12 protein-coding genes, 1 tRNA gene and 1 pseudogene are annotated in these 16,135 nt (G+C 64.7%); 3 read left to right on the top strand and 11 right to left on the bottom strand.

What is annotated here, in order from left to right; translation table 11 throughout:
• Positions 1–10: 10 nt before the first annotated feature.
• The 3 genes from ASD45_RS01830 to ASD45_RS01820 all read left to right on the top strand — a co-directional run bounded on the left by ASD45_RS01830 (position 11) and on the right by ASD45_RS01820 (position 4,466).
• Positions 11–1,924 (top strand): DEAD/DEAH box helicase, encoded by a 1,914-nt coding sequence (locus ASD45_RS01830; protein ID WP_082540587.1) that lies wholly within the window; start codon positions 11–13, stop codon positions 1,922–1,924.
• A gap of 81 nt (positions 1,925–2,005) precedes the next feature.
• Positions 2,006–3,082, top strand: a complete 1,077-nt coding sequence (locus ASD45_RS01825) for a D-TA family PLP-dependent enzyme (protein WP_200949621.1) — start codon at positions 2,006–2,008, stop codon at positions 3,080–3,082.
• Positions 3,083–3,227: 145 nt separating this feature from the next.
• Positions 3,228–4,466, top strand: a complete 1,239-nt coding sequence (locus ASD45_RS01820) for an FAD-binding oxidoreductase (protein ID WP_056909915.1) — start codon at positions 3,228–3,230, stop codon at positions 4,464–4,466.
• Between the two features lie 17 nt (positions 4,467–4,483).
• On the opposite strand, the gene ASD45_RS01815 is transcribed toward ASD45_RS01820, so the two are convergent.
• The 11 genes and pseudogenes from ASD45_RS01815 to fdnG all read right to left on the bottom strand — a co-directional run bounded on the left by ASD45_RS01815 (position 4,484) and on the right by fdnG (position 15,708).
• Positions 4,484–4,924, bottom strand: coding sequence for a hypothetical protein (locus ASD45_RS01815; RefSeq protein WP_056909914.1), 441 nt, complete (start codon positions 4,922–4,924; stop codon positions 4,484–4,486).
• 8 nt (positions 4,925–4,932) lie between these two features.
• A complete protein-coding gene (locus ASD45_RS01810; protein ID WP_244485171.1) occupies positions 4,933–5,331 on the bottom strand; it encodes a DsrE/DsrF/DrsH-like family protein in 399 nt (132 codons plus the stop codon).
• On the bottom strand, positions 5,318–5,773 hold the full coding sequence (locus ASD45_RS01805) for a hypothetical protein (RefSeq protein ID WP_156380674.1): 456 nt from the start codon (positions 5,771–5,773) through the stop codon (positions 5,318–5,320). Before ASD45_RS01805 ends, ASD45_RS01810 begins: the two co-directional genes overlap by 14 nt.
• Positions 5,774–5,790: 17 nt before the next feature.
• A tRNA-Sec gene (locus ASD45_RS23275) sits at positions 5,791–5,886 on the bottom strand.
• 117 nt (positions 5,887–6,003) lie between these two features.
• Positions 6,004–7,836, bottom strand: a pseudogene (gene selB / locus ASD45_RS01800) (selenocysteine-specific translation elongation factor); the annotation flags it as partial.
• Complete coding sequence (locus ASD45_RS01795; protein ID WP_244485420.1) at positions 7,833–8,561, bottom strand: tetratricopeptide repeat protein; 729 nt, start codon at positions 8,559–8,561, stop codon at positions 7,833–7,835. The gene ASD45_RS01795 and the pseudogene selB, both read right to left, overlap by 4 nt.
• A gap of 56 nt (positions 8,562–8,617) precedes the next feature.
• Positions 8,618–10,018, bottom strand: a complete 1,401-nt coding sequence (gene selA / locus ASD45_RS01790; RefSeq protein WP_056909909.1) for an L-seryl-tRNA(Sec) selenium transferase — start codon at positions 10,016–10,018, stop codon at positions 8,618–8,620.
• An 8-nt stretch (positions 10,019–10,026) separates the two neighbouring features.
• Positions 10,027–10,941, bottom strand: coding sequence for a formate dehydrogenase accessory protein FdhE (gene fdhE, locus ASD45_RS01785; protein ID WP_056909908.1), 915 nt, complete (start codon positions 10,939–10,941; stop codon positions 10,027–10,029).
• 67 nt (positions 10,942–11,008) lie between these two features.
• Positions 11,009–11,674, bottom strand: a complete 666-nt coding sequence (locus ASD45_RS01780; RefSeq protein WP_056909907.1) for a formate dehydrogenase subunit gamma — start codon at positions 11,672–11,674, stop codon at positions 11,009–11,011.
• Positions 11,671–12,618, bottom strand: coding sequence for a formate dehydrogenase subunit beta (gene fdxH / locus ASD45_RS01775; protein ID WP_056909906.1), 948 nt, complete (start codon positions 12,616–12,618; stop codon positions 11,671–11,673). The genes ASD45_RS01780 and fdxH overlap by 4 nt, the downstream gene beginning before the upstream one ends.
• A 12-nt stretch (positions 12,619–12,630) precedes the next feature.
• On the bottom strand, positions 12,631–15,708 hold the full coding sequence (gene fdnG / locus ASD45_RS01770) for a formate dehydrogenase-N subunit alpha (protein ID WP_156380673.1): 3,078 nt from the start codon (positions 15,706–15,708) through the stop codon (positions 12,631–12,633).
• Between the last annotated feature and the right edge of the window lie 427 nt (positions 15,709–16,135).

Below are 16,135 nucleotides of genomic sequence, written 5' to 3'. Positions count from 1 at the left end.
GCTTTCGTCCATGACATTTATGTCCGACCAACCCCAGATCGCCCGCGCTCTGGCGGAGCGCCATTACACCGAACCAACGCCGGTTCAGAAAGCGGTCCTGGCCGGCGATGCCGCCGGACGCGACTTGCTGGTTTCGGCACAGACCGGCTCCGGCAAGACCGTCGCTTATGGCCTCGCGTTCGCCGCCGATCTTCTGGATGGCGCCGAACGCTTCGGACGCGGCGGCAAACCTTTGGCCCTCATCGTGGCGCCGACCCGCGAATTGGCGATCCAGGTTGAGCGCGAATTGACCTGGCTCTACCAGTATTGCGGCGCTCGCGTCGTGTCCTGCGTCGGCGGCATGGACCCGCGACGCGAACAGCGTGAACTCACTGAGGGCGCGCACATCGTCGTCGGCACGCCCGGCCGCCTGTGCGATCACTTGCGGCGCAACCGTCTCGACCTCTCCGAATTGAAAGTCATCGTCCTCGACGAGGCCGATGAAATGCTCAATCTCGGTTTTCGCGAGGACATGGAGCTTCTGCTCGAAGCCACCCCCGCGGAGCGGCGGACGCTGCTGTTCTCGGCGACTTTGCCGCGCGGCATCGTTGCACTGGCGAAGCAATATCAAAGAAACGCGTTTCGCGTCGAAGTCCTTGGTGACGAGGCCGGTCATGCCGATATCGAATATCGCGCCATTCGCGTAGCCGCGCACGAGACCGAACACGCCGTGGTCAACATCCTGCGCTTTTACGAAGCGCCGAGCACCCTGGTGTTCTGCAATACCCGCAGCGCCGTAAAGCACTTGCAGGCTGCGCTGCTGGAGCGCGGCTTTCTGGTGGTCGCGCTGTCCGGCGAGCTGACGCAGAACGAACGCACCACCGCGCTGCAATCCCTGCGCGATGGCCGCGCCCGTGTCTGCGTCGCGACCGACGTCGCCGCGCGCGGCATCGATCTGCCGGGTCTCAATCTCGTCATCCATGCCGAGCTGCCGAACGATCCGGAAGTGATGCAGCACCGCTCGGGTCGCACGGGCCGCGCCGGCAAGAAGGGGGTCAGCGTTCTGCTGGTGCCGAACTCCCGGCGACGCCGCGCCGAAATGTTCTTCAGTCAGGCCGGCGTGAATGCGGTCTGGGCCGCCGCGCCGCAGGCCGATGAAATCCGCAAGCTCGACCAGCAGCGCATGATGCAGGATGAGGTGTTCACCGAACCGCCGAGCGAGGACGATCTCGCTCTGGCGCGCATCCTGCTCGCCGAGAAATCCGGCGAGGAGATCGCATCGGCGCTGGCGCGGCTTTATCGCGCCCGCCTGCCCTCGCCGGAAGACGTCATCGATCCGGGCACCGATCGCGGCAGCCGGTTTCGCGACGACCGCAACGACAGGCACCACCCGCGCGACCGTGACGCCGCCGCAGGCAATGACGGCGCGCCCCGCGAGATGGGAAAGCGCACCGGCTTCCGCCGCCCGATGGAGGGCGGCAGCGTCTGGTTCAAAGCCGGTGTCGGCCGGCGCAAGAATGCGGAAGCGCGCTGGCTGTTGCCGATGATCTGCCGCCGCGGCGGCATTGCCAAAGGCGACATCGGCGCCATCAAGATTTACGACACCGTCACCGAGTTCGAGATTTCCGCCAACGTGGCGGACAAGTTCACCGCCAAGGTTCAGGCGCCCGATGCCGAAAACATCCGCATCGAACGGCTGCCGGACGGCCCGCAAGGCGGCGGCACACCATCCTCCCGGGACGGAGATCGCGGCGCGCCCGACAAGAAGGCGGCCAAGCCGCATTTCAAGAAACGGCAGCAGGAGCACCTGGCATCGACCGCCAAGCGCGAAGGCGACGAAGGCCGCTTCGACAAATCGGATAAAAAGCCCGAGTTCAAAAAAGGCGATTTCAAGAAGCCGAAATTCAAGAAGTCGAAGAAAGAAAAGCACCGCAATCGGCCTTGAACGGCGGATGTCGCGATGATCTGATTCTATCGAGGCGGTTTCTGGTCTAGGATCGCCGCCTCGCGTGATCAGGAGACCGAAGTGGACGACAGAACGCAAGCGCTGGCACAACTGACGACCCCGGCCGTCGTCGTCGACCTCGACAAGGTCGAACGCAACATCCGGCGGCATCAGGACTACGCCAACGCGCACGGCTTGAAGCTGCGTCCGCACATCAAGACGCACAAGCTGCCGCAGATTGCCGAAATGCAGCTTCGCGCAGGAGCCATCGGCGTCACCTGTCAGAAGATTTCCGAAGCCGAGGCGATGGTCGCCGGCACGCCGCAGATCACGGACGTGCTGATCACCTACAACATCCTCGGCGCCGAGAAGCTCGAGCGGCTGGCCGCGCTGGCGAAGAGAGTGAAGCTTAGCGTCGTCGCCGACAACGAGACGGTGGTCGCCGGCCTGAGCCGGCGCTTCGCCGGCGAGGCCAAACCGCTCGCCGTGCTGGTCGAATGCGATACCGGCGCGCATCGCTGCGGCGTGGCGACGCCGGAGGATGCCGCGGCGCTCGCGCAGGTCATTGCCGCGTCGCCGGGCCTGAGCTTTGGCGGGTTGATGACCTACCCGCCGGCGGATGGCGCCGCCGCCGTGCAGGACTTCATGACCCGGGCCAAGACGCTGATCGAGGCCAGGGGCGTCGCGGTGCCGGTCATCACTTCGGGCGGCACGCCGTCGATGGCAAAAGCGGGCGACGCCCCGGTCACCACCGAATACCGGGCCGGTACTTATGTCTATAACGACCGCTCGCTGGTCGCCCGCGGCGCTTGCACCTGGGACGATTGCGCGCTCACCGTGCTGGCCACCGTGGTTTCGGTACCGGCGGCCAACCGCGCCATCATCGACGCCGGCAGCAAGACCCTGACCTCGGACCTGCTCGGCTTGCGGGATTACGGCCATGTCCTCGGCCGCGACGACATCCGCATCGACCAGCTCTCGGAGGAACACGGCCGGCTGGTCAGCGACGGCCCGATTGGCCTCAAGGTCGGCGACCAGGTGCGGATCGTGCCCAACCACGCCTGCGTCGTCACCAACATGGTCGATCAGGTGTACTTCATGACCGAAGGGCATGTTTCCGGCGCCGCGCCTGTCGCCGCCCGCGGCCGCACCACCTAGAGCGGCTCCAGCCCCTATTTCCAGACAACTTGTGCCGGCATACTGCGTGTGCGCGCGCCGAACATGACGCGGCCGCGCAATTTGCGCTATGTGCTTGGCCAAGCGAATGCTGCGCCGGATCCACGCGGCCGAAGGAAAATAATTCATGACGGATGTCATCGTGCTCGGTGCCGGAATGGCCGGTGTTTCCATCGCATTGCAATTGCGCAAGCGCGGCTGGTCTGTCGCCCTCGTGGATCGCACCGAGCCGGGATTGGAAACCAGCTACGGCAACGCCGGCATCATCCAGAGCGAGGCAGTCGAGCCCTACGCCATGCCCCGCGACATCGCCACGCTGCTGTCGATCGCCCTCGGCACGTCCAACGCCGTGCACTACCGCCCGCTGACGCTGCCGCAGCACCTCAATTCGCTGCTGAGCTATTGGTGGAATTCAGCGCCGTCGCGCTACCAGCGCATTTCGGCAGCCTACGCCACCATCATCGCGCAGGCAACCTCCGAGCACGCACCGCTGATCGCCGAAGCGCGTATGGAGCATCTCGTCCGCCGCGAAGGCTTCCGCGTGCTGCACCGGACGCAGGCGGCGATGGATCGCGGCACCGCGACAGCCGAGCGGCTCAAGGCCGAATACGGCGTCGCCTTCAAGGCCCTATCGCCCGCCGAGTTTGCCGCGGCGGAGCCGTCGCTGATCGGCACCGGCGCCGGCGCCATTCATTGGTTGGCGCCTTGGACCGTCAGCGATCCCGGCGCGCTTACCGCCGCGTATGGCAAGCTGTTCCAGCAGCGCGGCGGGCAGTTGGTCCATGGCGATGCCGCCAGCCTGGAGCAGATCGGATCCGGCGCGTGGCGCGTTACCACCGACGACGGCCACCTCGAGGCCGAACATATCGTGGTCGCGCTTGGGCCATGGTCGCCGCAAATTCTCGCCCGGTTCGGCTACCACTTTCCGATGGTCCGCAAGCGCGGCTATCACCGACACTATCGCGTGCAGGGCACGCTCAACCTGCCGATCATGGATGATGCGAACAGTTACGTCATCGCGCCGATGGCAAAAGGATTACGCATCACGACCGGCGCCGAATTGACCGGTAACGAGGCATTGCCGATGCCGGTCCAGTTGCGGCGCGCCGAAGAGGCTGCGGCAACGATTCTAAAGCTCGGCGCGCCGGTCGAGAACCGGCCATGGGCCGGCGTGCGGCCCTGTATGCCGGACATGTTGCCGGTCGTCGGCGCCGCGCCTAAGCACAACGGCCTTTGGCTGCATTTCGGCCACGGCCATCAAGGCTTTACGCTCGGCCCGGCGACGGCGCGCATGCTCGCCGAATTGATGATGGGCGAGAAGCCCTATGTCGAAGCGACGCCGTTCCGGCCTGCGCGCTACGCCTGACGGCGCGGCGGCGAGGCTTATCCGGCGCGGCTCTTGTATGACCCAGTCGCGATCCACGCTTCGACAGCGGGGCCGACGTCAACGCCGGTGACAAGTCCAGCGCGCCAGTCAGGGCCGGCCGGGCGAACAATCAGCATCCAGCCATCCCCGAAGGGACCCTTCGTCAGCAATTCCGGCTTATCGATCAGCCCTTCATTCTGTGCAACGATAACGCCATCAAAGCCTGCGCGCGCCGCTCCGATCCATTTGCCGCCCTCGACCATCGCGAACCAGCGATCCTTCTCGAAGCTGTGGCCGAGTCGCTTCGGCGTAAACACCAGCACTTCACCCATCAGCGCTGCCGACCACGCGGTAAATCCGGCGCGCAAGGTGCCGTCGCCAAGCGGCAGGTACCAGATTTGATTCTCGATGTCGTAGAGCCGATCTTCCGGAAACTCGTAGCCTTGGACGATTGCCACAACGCGCCTCAAAACGTCAGGACGCGGCAATCGTCGTCCATGATTGTCTGAATCACGGCCGCCGCGCCCATCATGCCGTTGCACTCGGCGATCAGATCGGCCTCCTCCTTGTCGAACAATTCGAGGTTAGCCGGGCATGCCCACAGCCGGACGCCCTGCTCGCGCGCTTCCTTGATCCAGTCATGCACCGTCTTCGGATCGCCCGGTTTGACGTGCAGCGCCTCGGCGACGCCTTGAAACATCAGCCGGCCGGCGGTGGCCGTGCACAAGAGGTCGACCTCATAATCCATCGCGGCTGCGACGGCGGCGTAATAGAATGGCGCCGCCAGCTCTTCCGGATTCCGCGGATCGGTGTTCAGCAGCATGACGACGAGACGGCGCTTGGTCCCGCGCTCAGAAATCGACACGCGGCGTCTCCGGCATGTAGTTGTCGAACAAAATCCAGAAGGGGCTGCCGCGCGTGCTCGCGTACCAGCTCTCGAAATCGTGCAGCGCGGCAACAACATCAGGCGGTGACGCGCCTTGCTCGGGATCGAGGCTGTCGAACACGACTTTCGCCACCGGGGCGAAGAAACTCAGTACTTCGCCGCGCGCCTCGCTGTCGCTCGCCCAGCCGAGTTTCGCTTGCACCACGGCGTTGGCCGCGGCGACCGCCATCGCCTCGTCTTCGGCGCAGGCCACCGCGTCTGCGATGGCGCGCATGAAATTCAGCCGCCGATGCGCGAAGGCACGCTCGCGCTCCAGCGCCTTGGTGCGCTCGGCAACTTCACGCTGGAAATCGCCTTCCGCGCGAGCCGCATCTTCAGCCGCCGCTTTCAGCGCATCGAGGAAGGATGATGCCGGTGTCATCCCGCTCTCCTGGAACCTGGCGGAAGAGAGAGGGAGTCGAACCCACCAAGAGCCGTCTCGCGGCCCCTCCCGGATTTGAAGTCCGGCCGCCCCACCGGGGACGATTCTCTTCCAATTGATTTCGGCTCGCCTTCACTTAGCCGGCGAAACAGATCGAGCCGGTGCCTGTTGATGCGACGCAGGTCGCCGCGGCGCAAGGTGACGCCGTGACGGTCGAAAAACTCGAGAATCTGGATCGCCACCTTGCGACCGTTGTCGACGCGGTCGCGGAACTGCGCGGCGGTGAACTGCCCGCCCTCCGCCTGCGCCGCGCAATCGACAATGATCTCAACCATTTCGGCGACGGTGGCGCGAAGGAAGAAGTGGTCATGCGCCACTTCGTCCACTTTCCCCATGCGGCCAACGAGCTTGAGCAGGCGGCGCACCTCGGGCTCCTTGACGCCGAGCAGGCCGGCGATATCGCGCACCCGCGGCGGCCGGAAGCGCTCGTCGCCGCCGATGAGCGGCTTCATGCGACTCCAGAGACTTTCATCCTCCGGCGTCAGGCGCACCTCGTGACCCTTGAGCCGCACCCAGGCGCCGTCCAAAGCAATGTCGCCGCCTTTGGCAAGCCCTTGAAGGAACGCGATAAATCCAGGCGCCGGCAGTCGCGGCTGCATCTGCAGGCGCAGCGGCTCGAGGCCGAGCCCCGGCAGGTCGGGATGTGAGGTGTGAAACTGACCCAACGTCTCCAGCACGGCGCGCTTCAGGCCGAGCGCGCGCGCTGCCGACAGTGTCAGCACGCCACTCGGTGTCACAACAGTTACCGCGTCACATTTTGTCACCAGCCCGGCGGCGTCGGCATCGGTCAAAGCGCGGTCGCGCGCAAAGGACGACAATTCGACGTAACAAGGCGGCCGCTCCAGCAGCGCGGCCAGCGCCTGGTGCGGATCGGACAGCGCGTAAGCCGCGAGTTGCGCCAGCCGCTCCGGCGTACGGCGCTTGCGCGGCGGCGCGCGCAGGTCGAGAAACTTGCCGCCGCCGATGGTGCGTTGTGCCGTGGTATCGCGCAGCACGAAGCGATCGCCGGCCGCGGCGGCGATCGGCTGGTCGAGCACCAGTTGCACCGGCGCCTCGGCGCCCGGCGCGATCGGCGCGTCGCCAAGCAGCACGATGCGGGCTCCGACCTCGGCCGAAGCGTGATGCAGCCGCGCCGGCATCCATTGGGTCACCGGTTTGCTTTCGCCGGGCAAGAGCTTGAATGTCGCGTCGATGCGGTCGGTCGGCTTGTGCAGCGCCGGATCGAGCACCATCTCGCCGCGCGTAATGGCGTCCTTGCTGACGCCGTCGCCGGCGAGATTGAGCGCGCAGCGCTGACCGGCCACACCGCGCTCGGTCGGCCGGTCCTGCGCGTGGATCGAACGCACGCGGGCCGCGAGGCCGCTCGGACTGACGATGACATGATTGCCGACTGCCACCGCGCCCGACAGCACTGTGCCGGTGACGACCGTACCGGTGCCGGACAGCGTGAAACAGCGGTCGATGGCAAGACGGAAGCGGCCTTGCGTGCTCCTCTGAGTTTGCGCGTGCACTTCGCTGAACAGCCGCTGCCGCAGGCCGTCGATGCCTTCGCCGCTCACCGTCGAGACCGGAACGATGTCGGCGCCGGCGAGGCCCGTCGTCGCCAGAGTCTGGCGGATCTCGTCAGTCACCGCCGCTCGCCGTTCGCGCGAGGCCAGGTCGGCCTTGGTCAGCGCCACGACGCCGCGCTCGATCCCCAAGAGATCGACGATCGCCAGATGCTCGTGCGTCTGCGGCATGACGCCATCATCGGCAGCGACCACCAGCAGCACGAAGTCGATGCCGGTGGCGCCGGCCAGCATGTTATGCACGAACTTCTCGTGGCCCGGCACATCGACGAAGCCGAGCACCGAACCATCCGGCGCCGGCAGATAGGCAAAGCCGAGATCGATCGAGATGCCGCGCGCCTTCTCTTCCTTGAGGCGGTCGGTATCGACGCCGGTCAGCGCCCGCACCAGCGTCGTCTTGCCGTGATCGATATGGCCGGCAGTGCCGATAATCATGATGCCGGCTCCAGCGGCAGCGCGGCGCGCCGCTCGGCCTCGATGAACTCCGCCGGTGACAATGACGCGCGCGCGGCATCGAAAAACCGCGGCGCCAGCGCGCTACCGCCATTGCGGGCGCGCAGCAGCCAGGTCATCGCCGCCAGCGCATCGCGCGCAATACCCATGCCCATGTGGCAGGCGGCGCCCAGCATAGCCTGGGCATCGGCGTCGCCGCGCGTGGCGCCTCGCTGCCACCACCACACCGCTTGCGCCGCATCGCGTTCGACGCCGAGCGCGTTGTGGAAGATCATGCCCAGCCGCGTCATCGACGCGGCAACGCCCTGCGCGGCCGCGGCTTCGGCCCACCGCCGCGCCGCGACCGGATCGCTGTCGATGCCCTCGCCTTCGAGCAGCATCCAGCTCAACATGTCCTGCGCGACGGCGTCGCCCTGTTCGGCGGCGGCGCGGTACAGCTCCAGCGCGCGGCCATTGTCCTGCATCACACCGTCGCCCTTGAAATAGAGCGCGGCGAGATTGCGCTGACCGACCGTGTCACCGCCATCGGCCGCAACGGTGAGCCAGCGTTCGGCCAGTTTCGCGTCGCGCGCGACGCCGAGGCCTTCCGAGAAGCAGGCGCCGATATTATTGGCGGCGCGGGCGACGCCACTGTGCGCGAGCGGCGTCCAGATCGCCAAGGCGCGCTCATAATCGCCGCGATCGGCCGCCTCATAAGCCGCCGTCATCTGCTCGGCGACCGACGGATCCGGCTTTCGTCTCGCCAGTGCGTCGAACAGGCCCATCACGCGGCCTCCGGCGCATTGAGTGTGGAGAGATTGGCGAGGAAGCCATCGACGTTTTCAAGGCAGCGCAGATCGAACAGCAACGCGTCCTTCTCGATGCGGCCGACCACCGGCACCGGCAGCTTGCGCAGTGCGTTCGACAACGAAGTGAGCACGCGGCCGCCGCCGCGACCGGAAACCGTTACAGCGACAGCGAGGCTCGGCAAGGTTTCAACCGGCAAGGCGCCGGAGCCGACCTGGCTGGTGCACGGCGTTGTCTTCACCGCAAAGCCTGCGCCGAGTTTCTCTTGCAACACTGGCACGATGCGGCGCGCCACCTCCTCCATCTCCTTGATGGGCCGCGCCAGCAGCCGATAGGTCGGCAGCTTTTCGGCCAGCCGATCGGGATCGCGATACAGCCGTAAGGTCGCCTCGACCATGGCCAGCCGGATCTTGTCGACCCGCAGCGCGCGCTTCATCGGATTCTTGTTGAGCTTCTCGATCAGCGCCTTGCGGCCGACGATGAAGCCGGTCTGCGGCCCGCCCAGCAGCTTGTCGCCGGAGAAGGTCACGAGATCGGCGCCTTCGGCGACTGCCTCCGCCACCGTCGGCTCGTGCTTGAGGCCGAAACGCGTGAGATCGACCAGGGTGCCGGAGCCGAGGTCGTTGACCAGCGGCACCGAGTGCTCGTGCGCCAACGCGGCGAGTTCACGCGGCGACACTTCCTTGGTGAAGCCCTCGATACGGTAGTTCGAGGTGTGCACCTTCAGGATGAGGCCGATTTTGTCCGAGAGCGCGGCGACGTAATCCTTCTTGTGGGTGCGGTTGGTGGTGCCGATCTCATGCAGCTTGGCCCCGGCCCGGCTCATGATTTCCGGCATGCGGAAAGCGCCGCCGATCTCGATCAACTCGCCACGCGAAACGATCGCTTCGCGGCCCTTGGCGAAGGTGTTGAGCACCAGCAGCACGGCCGCGGCATTGTTGTTGACGATGGTTGCGTCCTCGGCGCCGGTCAGTTCGCACAACAGGTCGCGCACCAGTTCGTCGCGCTCGCCGCGACGACCGCCGCCGAGATCGAATTCCAGCGCCACCGCATTGCGCATCGCCACCGTCGCCGCCTCGATCGCAGATTCGGCGATCAGCGCCCGGCCAAGATTGGTGTGCAACACCGTACCGGTGAGATTGAACACCGGCTTGAGGTTCGGCTGCGCCTCGGCTTCGAGCCGCGCCATCGCGCTGCGGGCCACTTCCGTCACGTCGGCCGACGCTGCACCCTGCTCCCGCGCTTCGCCGAGCACCGCGCGAACCGCTGTCACCGCCGCGCTGCGCCCGTAACGAGTGACAGCCTCGGCGAGTGCCGCGCTGCGCATGACCTCATCGACCGAAGGCAGTTTGCGAAGGGCAGAGACAGGCTTGTCCATCGCGTGTCTCAGTACCCGAGCATGAATGGATTGACGGCACCGCGGCGATAACCGAGGTCGCGCACCAGGAGGTCGAGCGCCAGGCTCGCCACGTCGTCGGCGACCGGATCGAGTGCCGGATTCTGGATTTGCTGCATGATCTTCACGTAACCATGGCAGGTGTCACAGGTCTCGGCGCGAACCGTCTTGTCATGTTCGACGTGGTGATAGCTGATGCCCTTGGTCGAACCACACAAGGTGCATTTGATGCGCACATAATTCCATTGCGTGGCGCACAGCGAGCAGACGCAATAGCGGCTGTTGTGCGCGCCGGCCCAGCCAACCACCAGCGAAGACACCGGCGCACCGCCGCAGGACGGACAGGCGCCGTCGCCGACTTCCTTGAGACTCTTGGCATCGAGCATTGCCGCCTGACGCACGAAGTGCACCTGCAGGGCGGCGGCGACGAACAGATGATCGGCCAGGGCCTCGACCGGAATGGCGTCGTCGAGCACGGCACGCACCATAGCCGCACGCTTGCCGCCATCCGCGGCGCCGGCGCGCTGAAGCGCGACGCGAGCCGCGTCCGGCATCTCGATGGAAGCGGCGCGGGCGAACAGACCGTCGAGCGTCTCGTCGAAGGCCGGCTCCGTAGTGAATTTGCCACGATCCAGCGGCGGCATACCGAGCTCGCTCGCCCGCGCCCTGGCTTCCGGCGTCGGCATATCCGGCACCGGCAGGCCTTGCTGGACCTCATGCTGCGCCATGCTGAGCGCGGCAAGGAAATTCAGATAAGGCGCAAGCTGATGCCCATCCGCCAAAGAGCGGAAGCGCTCGGCGCGCGTTGCGAACAATGTCGAGGGATCCGGGAGTCTGGCAAAGGGCGGCTCGGCGATCTCCCCGATCGGGATAGGCTCATGCCGAGGCGTACTGATGCTACTCACTTCACGAACCCTCCGGGTCACGTGGTTTGGAGAACGCCGCCACAGGCGACGGCGCTCCCGTATCGAATTACTTCTTGCTCACCAACTCGCGCAACCACTTGCGGTGATGCCGCCAGGCCCAGCCGCCGGTCACCTGCCCTTTGGTCATGGCGCCGATGGTACCGCGAACCCAGATCGCCGCATAGACATGAACGATCCAGACACAAATGATTGTGACCGCGGCCATGGCGTGAATCAGGACAGCCCAGCGCTTCTGATCGATGGTGGTATATTGCGCGAAGTACTGATCCCAGATGGCGAAGCCGCTGACGATCAGGACGAGGATCAGGATCGACATCGCCCAGAACACCACCTTCTGGCCGGCATTGTACTTGCCGACTTCAGGCAGATTCTCCTCGTGCCCGCCGATCACGTCGCGCAGGCGCGCCATCCAGGTGCCGTCCTCGGCCTTCCACAGGTTCGCTCGCCAGAACCTGACGAACAGCCCAAAGAAAGAGACGAACAGCACGACGCCGATCCACGGATGGATCGTCCGCGTCCACTGGCCGCCGCCGAACAAGCCGGTGAGGAAGTAGAGGCTCGGCGTGAACAACGCGAGCCCCGACAGCGCCAGCAACACCAGCGAGATCGCGGTGATCCAGTGGTTGAGCCGCGCGCCCGCCGTGTAGCGGTCCACGGTCACCGGCTGGCCCGGATGGACCTGATCGCCACTCTCGACGTCATAGGTTGTCATCGCCGGTCCCCGGTGAGTTTCTCGGCATTGGCCTCATCCTCGGGCGACACGCGATTGGCGCCCGTGACGACATGGTGGACGAGACCGATCACCGCAAAGGCGCCCATCGCCGCCAGGCCCGCATATTTAGTCATGCCCTTCCACAGTTCAACGATCGGGCTGATACGCGGGTCTTTCGGCAGGTTGGCGTAGATCTGCGGCTGATCGGCATGATGCAGGACGTACATGACATGCGTGCCGCCGACGCCCGGCGGGTCGTACAGCCCGGCATTGGCAAAACCGCGGGACTTGAGATCCTTGATGCGGTCGTCCGCATGCTTCTTCATTTCGTCCTTGGTGCCGAACACGATCGCGTGGGTCGGACAGGCATGGGCGCAAGCCGGACCCTGGCCGACGGCGACGCGATCGGAGCAGAGAGTGCACTTGTAGGCCTTGTGATCGACCTCGCTGATGCGCGGAATGTTGAAGGGACAACCCTTCACGCAGTAGCCGCAGCCGATGCACTTGTCGTGGTCGAAGTCGACGATGCCGTTGCTGTACTGCACGATGGCGCCGGGCGCGGGACAAGCCTTGAGGCAGCCCGGGTCCTCGCAATGCATGCAGCCGTCCTTGCGGATCAGCCATTCGAGGTTCTTGGTCTCAGGGTTCACCCACTCGGTGAACTTCATCACCGTGAACATGTCGGGCGTCAGATCGGGCGGAAAATCGTACGATCCGACATTGACGCCGACCGGCGTGCGCTTGTCGTTCCACTCGAGGCACGCCACCTCGCAGGCCTTGCAGCCGATGCATTTCGACACGTCGATGAGCTTGGCCACCGGCGTCAGAGCTTTCGCCGGCGGCGATACGGTCGACGCCGAGCGCTTTACCAGATCGCCGTCGCCGAGCCCGACCTTGATGTCCTTGGTCGGCGCCGGAGGAAGAACGAATTCGAAGTTCGCCATCGTTTCCTCCCCCTATGCCACCGGCCCGGACGCGATGGGCTCGATATCGACGAGAAACGCCTTGTATTCCGGCGTCTCGATGTTGGCGTCGCCGACATAGGGCGTGAGCGAGTTCGGACCGAAGCCCTTCTTGGTTTCGCCCATGAAGCCCCAGTGCAGCGGAATGCCGACGACGTGGACCGCCTTGCCGTCGCAGATCAGCGGCTGAATGCGCTTGGTGACGACGGCTTTCGCCTTCACCGAACCGCGCTTCGACCACACCCGCACCCAGCCGCCGTTGGTGATGTTCTTCTCCTTGGCCAGCTGTTCGCTGATCTCGACGAAGAACTCCGGCTGCATGGACGCATTCAACTGCGAATGCTTGGTCCAGAAGTGGAAGTGCTCGGTGAGGCGGTAGGAGGTCGCCGCGTAAGGGAACTCCTTGGCGTCGCCGAACTGCTCCATGTCACCCTTGAACACGCGGGCGACCGGGTTGCCGCGAACCTTGGGTGCCAGCACATTGGCGATCGGCGCCTCGAACGGTTCGTAATGCGCCGGGAACGGGCCGTCGCGCATCATGCCGCGGGTGAACAGACGGGCGCTGCCCTCCGGGTTCATGATGAACGGTCCGACCTCGCCCGGCTTTGCCGTCGGGGCAATGTCGGGCACGTCGTAGCCGGTCCACTTGGCGCCGTCCCACCACAGCAGTTTGCGGCTGTCGTCCCACGGCTTGCCGTTGATGTCGGCGGAGGCGCGATTGTAGAGGATGCGGCGGTTGACCGGCCATGACCACGACCAGTTGAGATAGGCGCCGGTGCCGTCGGGATCGGCGGTCGAGCGGCGCGCCATGTTGTTGCCGGCTTCGTTGAAGCAGCCGGAGTAGATCCAGCAGCCGCAGGCTGTCGTGCCGTCATCGCGCAGGGCGGCGAAGGACACGAGCTGCTTGCCTTTCTGCAGCACCAGCTTGGTGGGATCGTTCGGATCCGGCACGTCGGCGATGGCGGAGCCGTTCATCTCCTTGGCCAGTTCTTCCGGCGTTGGTTCGCCCGGATCCTTGTAGCGCCAGTCGAGCTTGACGAGCGGCTCGGCAAAGGCGCCGCCCTCCTTCTCGTACAGCGCCTTCAGACGCAGGAAGATCTGCGCCATGATCCAGGTGTCGTGCTTGGCCTCGCCCGGCGGCGTGCCGCCGGCCCAATGCCACTGCAGCCAGCGGCCGGAGTTGGTGAGCGAGCCCTCGTCCTCGGCGAAGCAGGTCGACGGCAGTTCGATCACCTCGGTTTGGATCGAGGCCGAGTTGACGTCGTTGTATTCGCCGTGATTCTGCCAGAACCGCGCGGTCTCCGTCTGCAACGGATCCATGATGACGAGGAACTTGAGCTTCGACAGCGCCGCAGTGAGCTTCTTGCGATTCGGGAACGACAGCAGCGGGTTGAAGCCCTGGCAGAAGTAGCCGTTCACCTTGCCTTCGTGCATCAGCTCGAAGATGCGCAGCACGTCGTAGCTCGGCACGTCGAGCTTGGGCAGATAGTCGTAGGCAAAGCCGTTCTCCGCCGTCGCGGCGTCGCCCCATATCGACTTCAGGAAGCTGACGAAGAACTTCTTGTAGTTCTGCCAGTAGCTCATCTGGTTCGGCAGCAACGGCTTGAAGCCGCGGGTCGACATATATTGGTCGAAGGTCGTTTCCTTCTCCGTCGGGATCGTCAGATAACCCGGGATCAAGTTCGACATCAGCCCGAGGTCGGTCAGCCCCTGGATGTTGGAGTGACCGCGCAAGGCGTTCATGCCGCCGCCGCGCACGCCGATATTGCCCAGGATCAACTGGAGCATCGCCATGGCGCGGATGTTCTGCGAGCCCTTGGAGTGCTGGGTCCAGCCGAGCGCGTACATCGACGTCATCGTCTTGGTCGGCGTCGAGCACTCCGAGATCATCTGCGCGACCTTCAGGAACTTGTCCTTCGGCGTGCCGCAAATGCGCTCGACCATCTCGGGCGTATAGACCGAAACATGCTGCTTGAGCAGGCTCCAGACGCTGCGCGGATGGTTGAGGTCGGACTTTACATAGCCGTCGTCGCCCAGCTCATAGTCCCAGGTGGAGCGATTGTAGTCGCGCCGGGCCTCGTCATAGCCGGTGAACAGGCCGTCCTTGTAGGTGAAGCCCTCCTTGACGATGTAAGGCGCGTTGGTGAACGCCTTGACATAGTCCCACTGCACCTTGTCGTTCGCCATGCAGTAGTTGATGACGCCGAGCAGGAACGCGATGTCGGTGCCCTGGCGGATCGGCGCGTAATAGTCCGCGACCGAAGCCGAGCGCGTGAAGCGCGGGTCGACGACGATCAGCTTGGCGCCACGGTTGGCCTTCGCCTCGGTGACCCACTTGAAGCCGCACGGATGCGCTTCCGCGGCGTTGCCACCCATGATGACAACGAGGTCGGTGTTCTTGATGTCCGTCCAAGAGTTCGTCATCGCACCGCGACCGAATGTTGGGGCCAGACTGGCCACCGTCGGTCCGTGTCAGACTCTCGCTTGGTTATCGAACGCCAGCATGCCGGCCGCGCGCACCACTTTGTAAGTGGCCCAGGCCGTTTCGTTGGTTGTCGCGGATGCGGCCAGGAAACCCGTGGTCAGCCACCGGTTGACGGTGACGCCATCGGCGTTCTTGGCCACGAAATTCTTGTCTCGATCGTCCTTCATCAGGCGGGCGATACGATCGAGCGCCTGATCCCACGAAATGCGCTCGAACTTGTCCGAGCCCGGCTTGCGGACTTGCGGATAAAGCGTGCGCGTCTTGGCGTGAACCATGTCGAGGAGGCCGGCGCCCTTCGGGCACAAGGTGCCGCGATTGGTTGGATGGTCCGGATCGCCTTCGATATGAACGATGTCGGCTTTTTCGCCCTTCTTCAGATCACCCTTGGAATACATGATGATTCCGCAGGCGACCGAACAATAGGTGCAGGTGTTGCGGGTCTCGGTCAGGTTCGCAAGCTTCCAGGGTCGGATGGAACTTGCGAAGGCTTCTTCAATATCTCCGAAGCCAAGCGCGCCGAGCGTCGTACCGGCAATACCCACGCTGACGCCCTTCAACAATTGGCGCCGCGAGAGCTCCATATTCATCGACTTTGCCCTCCTCGAGAGCTTTGGCCCCTGCCAGGGGACAGACGCGACGGCGTTTCTCCAAACCTGCCGCGGCGCGCGAACACGCGCACAAGGAAAGCTATTTTTGAAGGGTTACAATGTCAAACTACGTGCGAATTTGTCACAGTAGTTTGATAGCTTACCGCAATGCGAAATGCGAAAATGCATCCGCATTCGCGAAAATTCATAGTCTCGTTCTATCGACTTTAATGTTCTGACTACATTGAAGGCTTTGGTGTGCCGCCAAGGCTCATGGCGACGGCCAAGCGCGTGCATATGACGTTACCATCGCGCACGCCTACAACGTATTGACCGATTGACCGCCGGCCAACGACGAGAGCAGTATTCTTGTTGTGGTGTCATGCGCAGCTCCCGAGTTTCGGGGCGTATCATACTTTCGTTCGGT

This window comes from Pseudolabrys sp. Root1462 (assembly GCF_001426945.1).
Lineage (GTDB): Bacteria > Pseudomonadota > Alphaproteobacteria > Rhizobiales > Xanthobacteraceae > Pseudolabrys.
This window is presented reverse-complemented; position numbering and strand designations above follow the sequence as displayed.

What these genes read in the sequence shown, in the direction of transcription:
- ASD45_RS01830 (WP_082540587.1), top strand. Translation starts at nt 11, where the DNA reads ATGACATTTATGTCCGACCAACCCCAGATCGCCCGCGCTCTGGCGGAG.
- ASD45_RS01820 (WP_056909915.1), top strand. Translation starts at nt 3,228, where the DNA reads ATGACGGATGTCATCGTGCTCGGTGCCGGAATGGCCGGTGTTTCCATC.
- ASD45_RS01805 (WP_156380674.1), bottom strand. Translation starts at nt 5,773, where the DNA reads ATGACACCGGCATCATCCTTCCTCGATGCGCTGAAAGCGGCGGCTGAA.
- ASD45_RS01795 (WP_244485420.1), bottom strand. Translation starts at nt 8,561, where the DNA reads ATGACGGCGGCTTATGAGGCGGCCGATCGCGGCGATTATGAGCGCGCC.
- selA (WP_056909909.1), bottom strand. Translation starts at nt 10,018, where the DNA reads ATGGACAAGCCTGTCTCTGCCCTTCGCAAACTGCCTTCGGTCGATGAG.
- ASD45_RS01780 (WP_056909907.1), bottom strand. Translation starts at nt 11,674, where the DNA reads ATGACAACCTATGACGTCGAGAGTGGCGATCAGGTCCATCCGGGCCAG.
- fdxH (WP_056909906.1), bottom strand. Translation starts at nt 12,618, where the DNA reads ATGGCGAACTTCGAATTCGTTCTTCCTCCGGCGCCGACCAAGGACATC.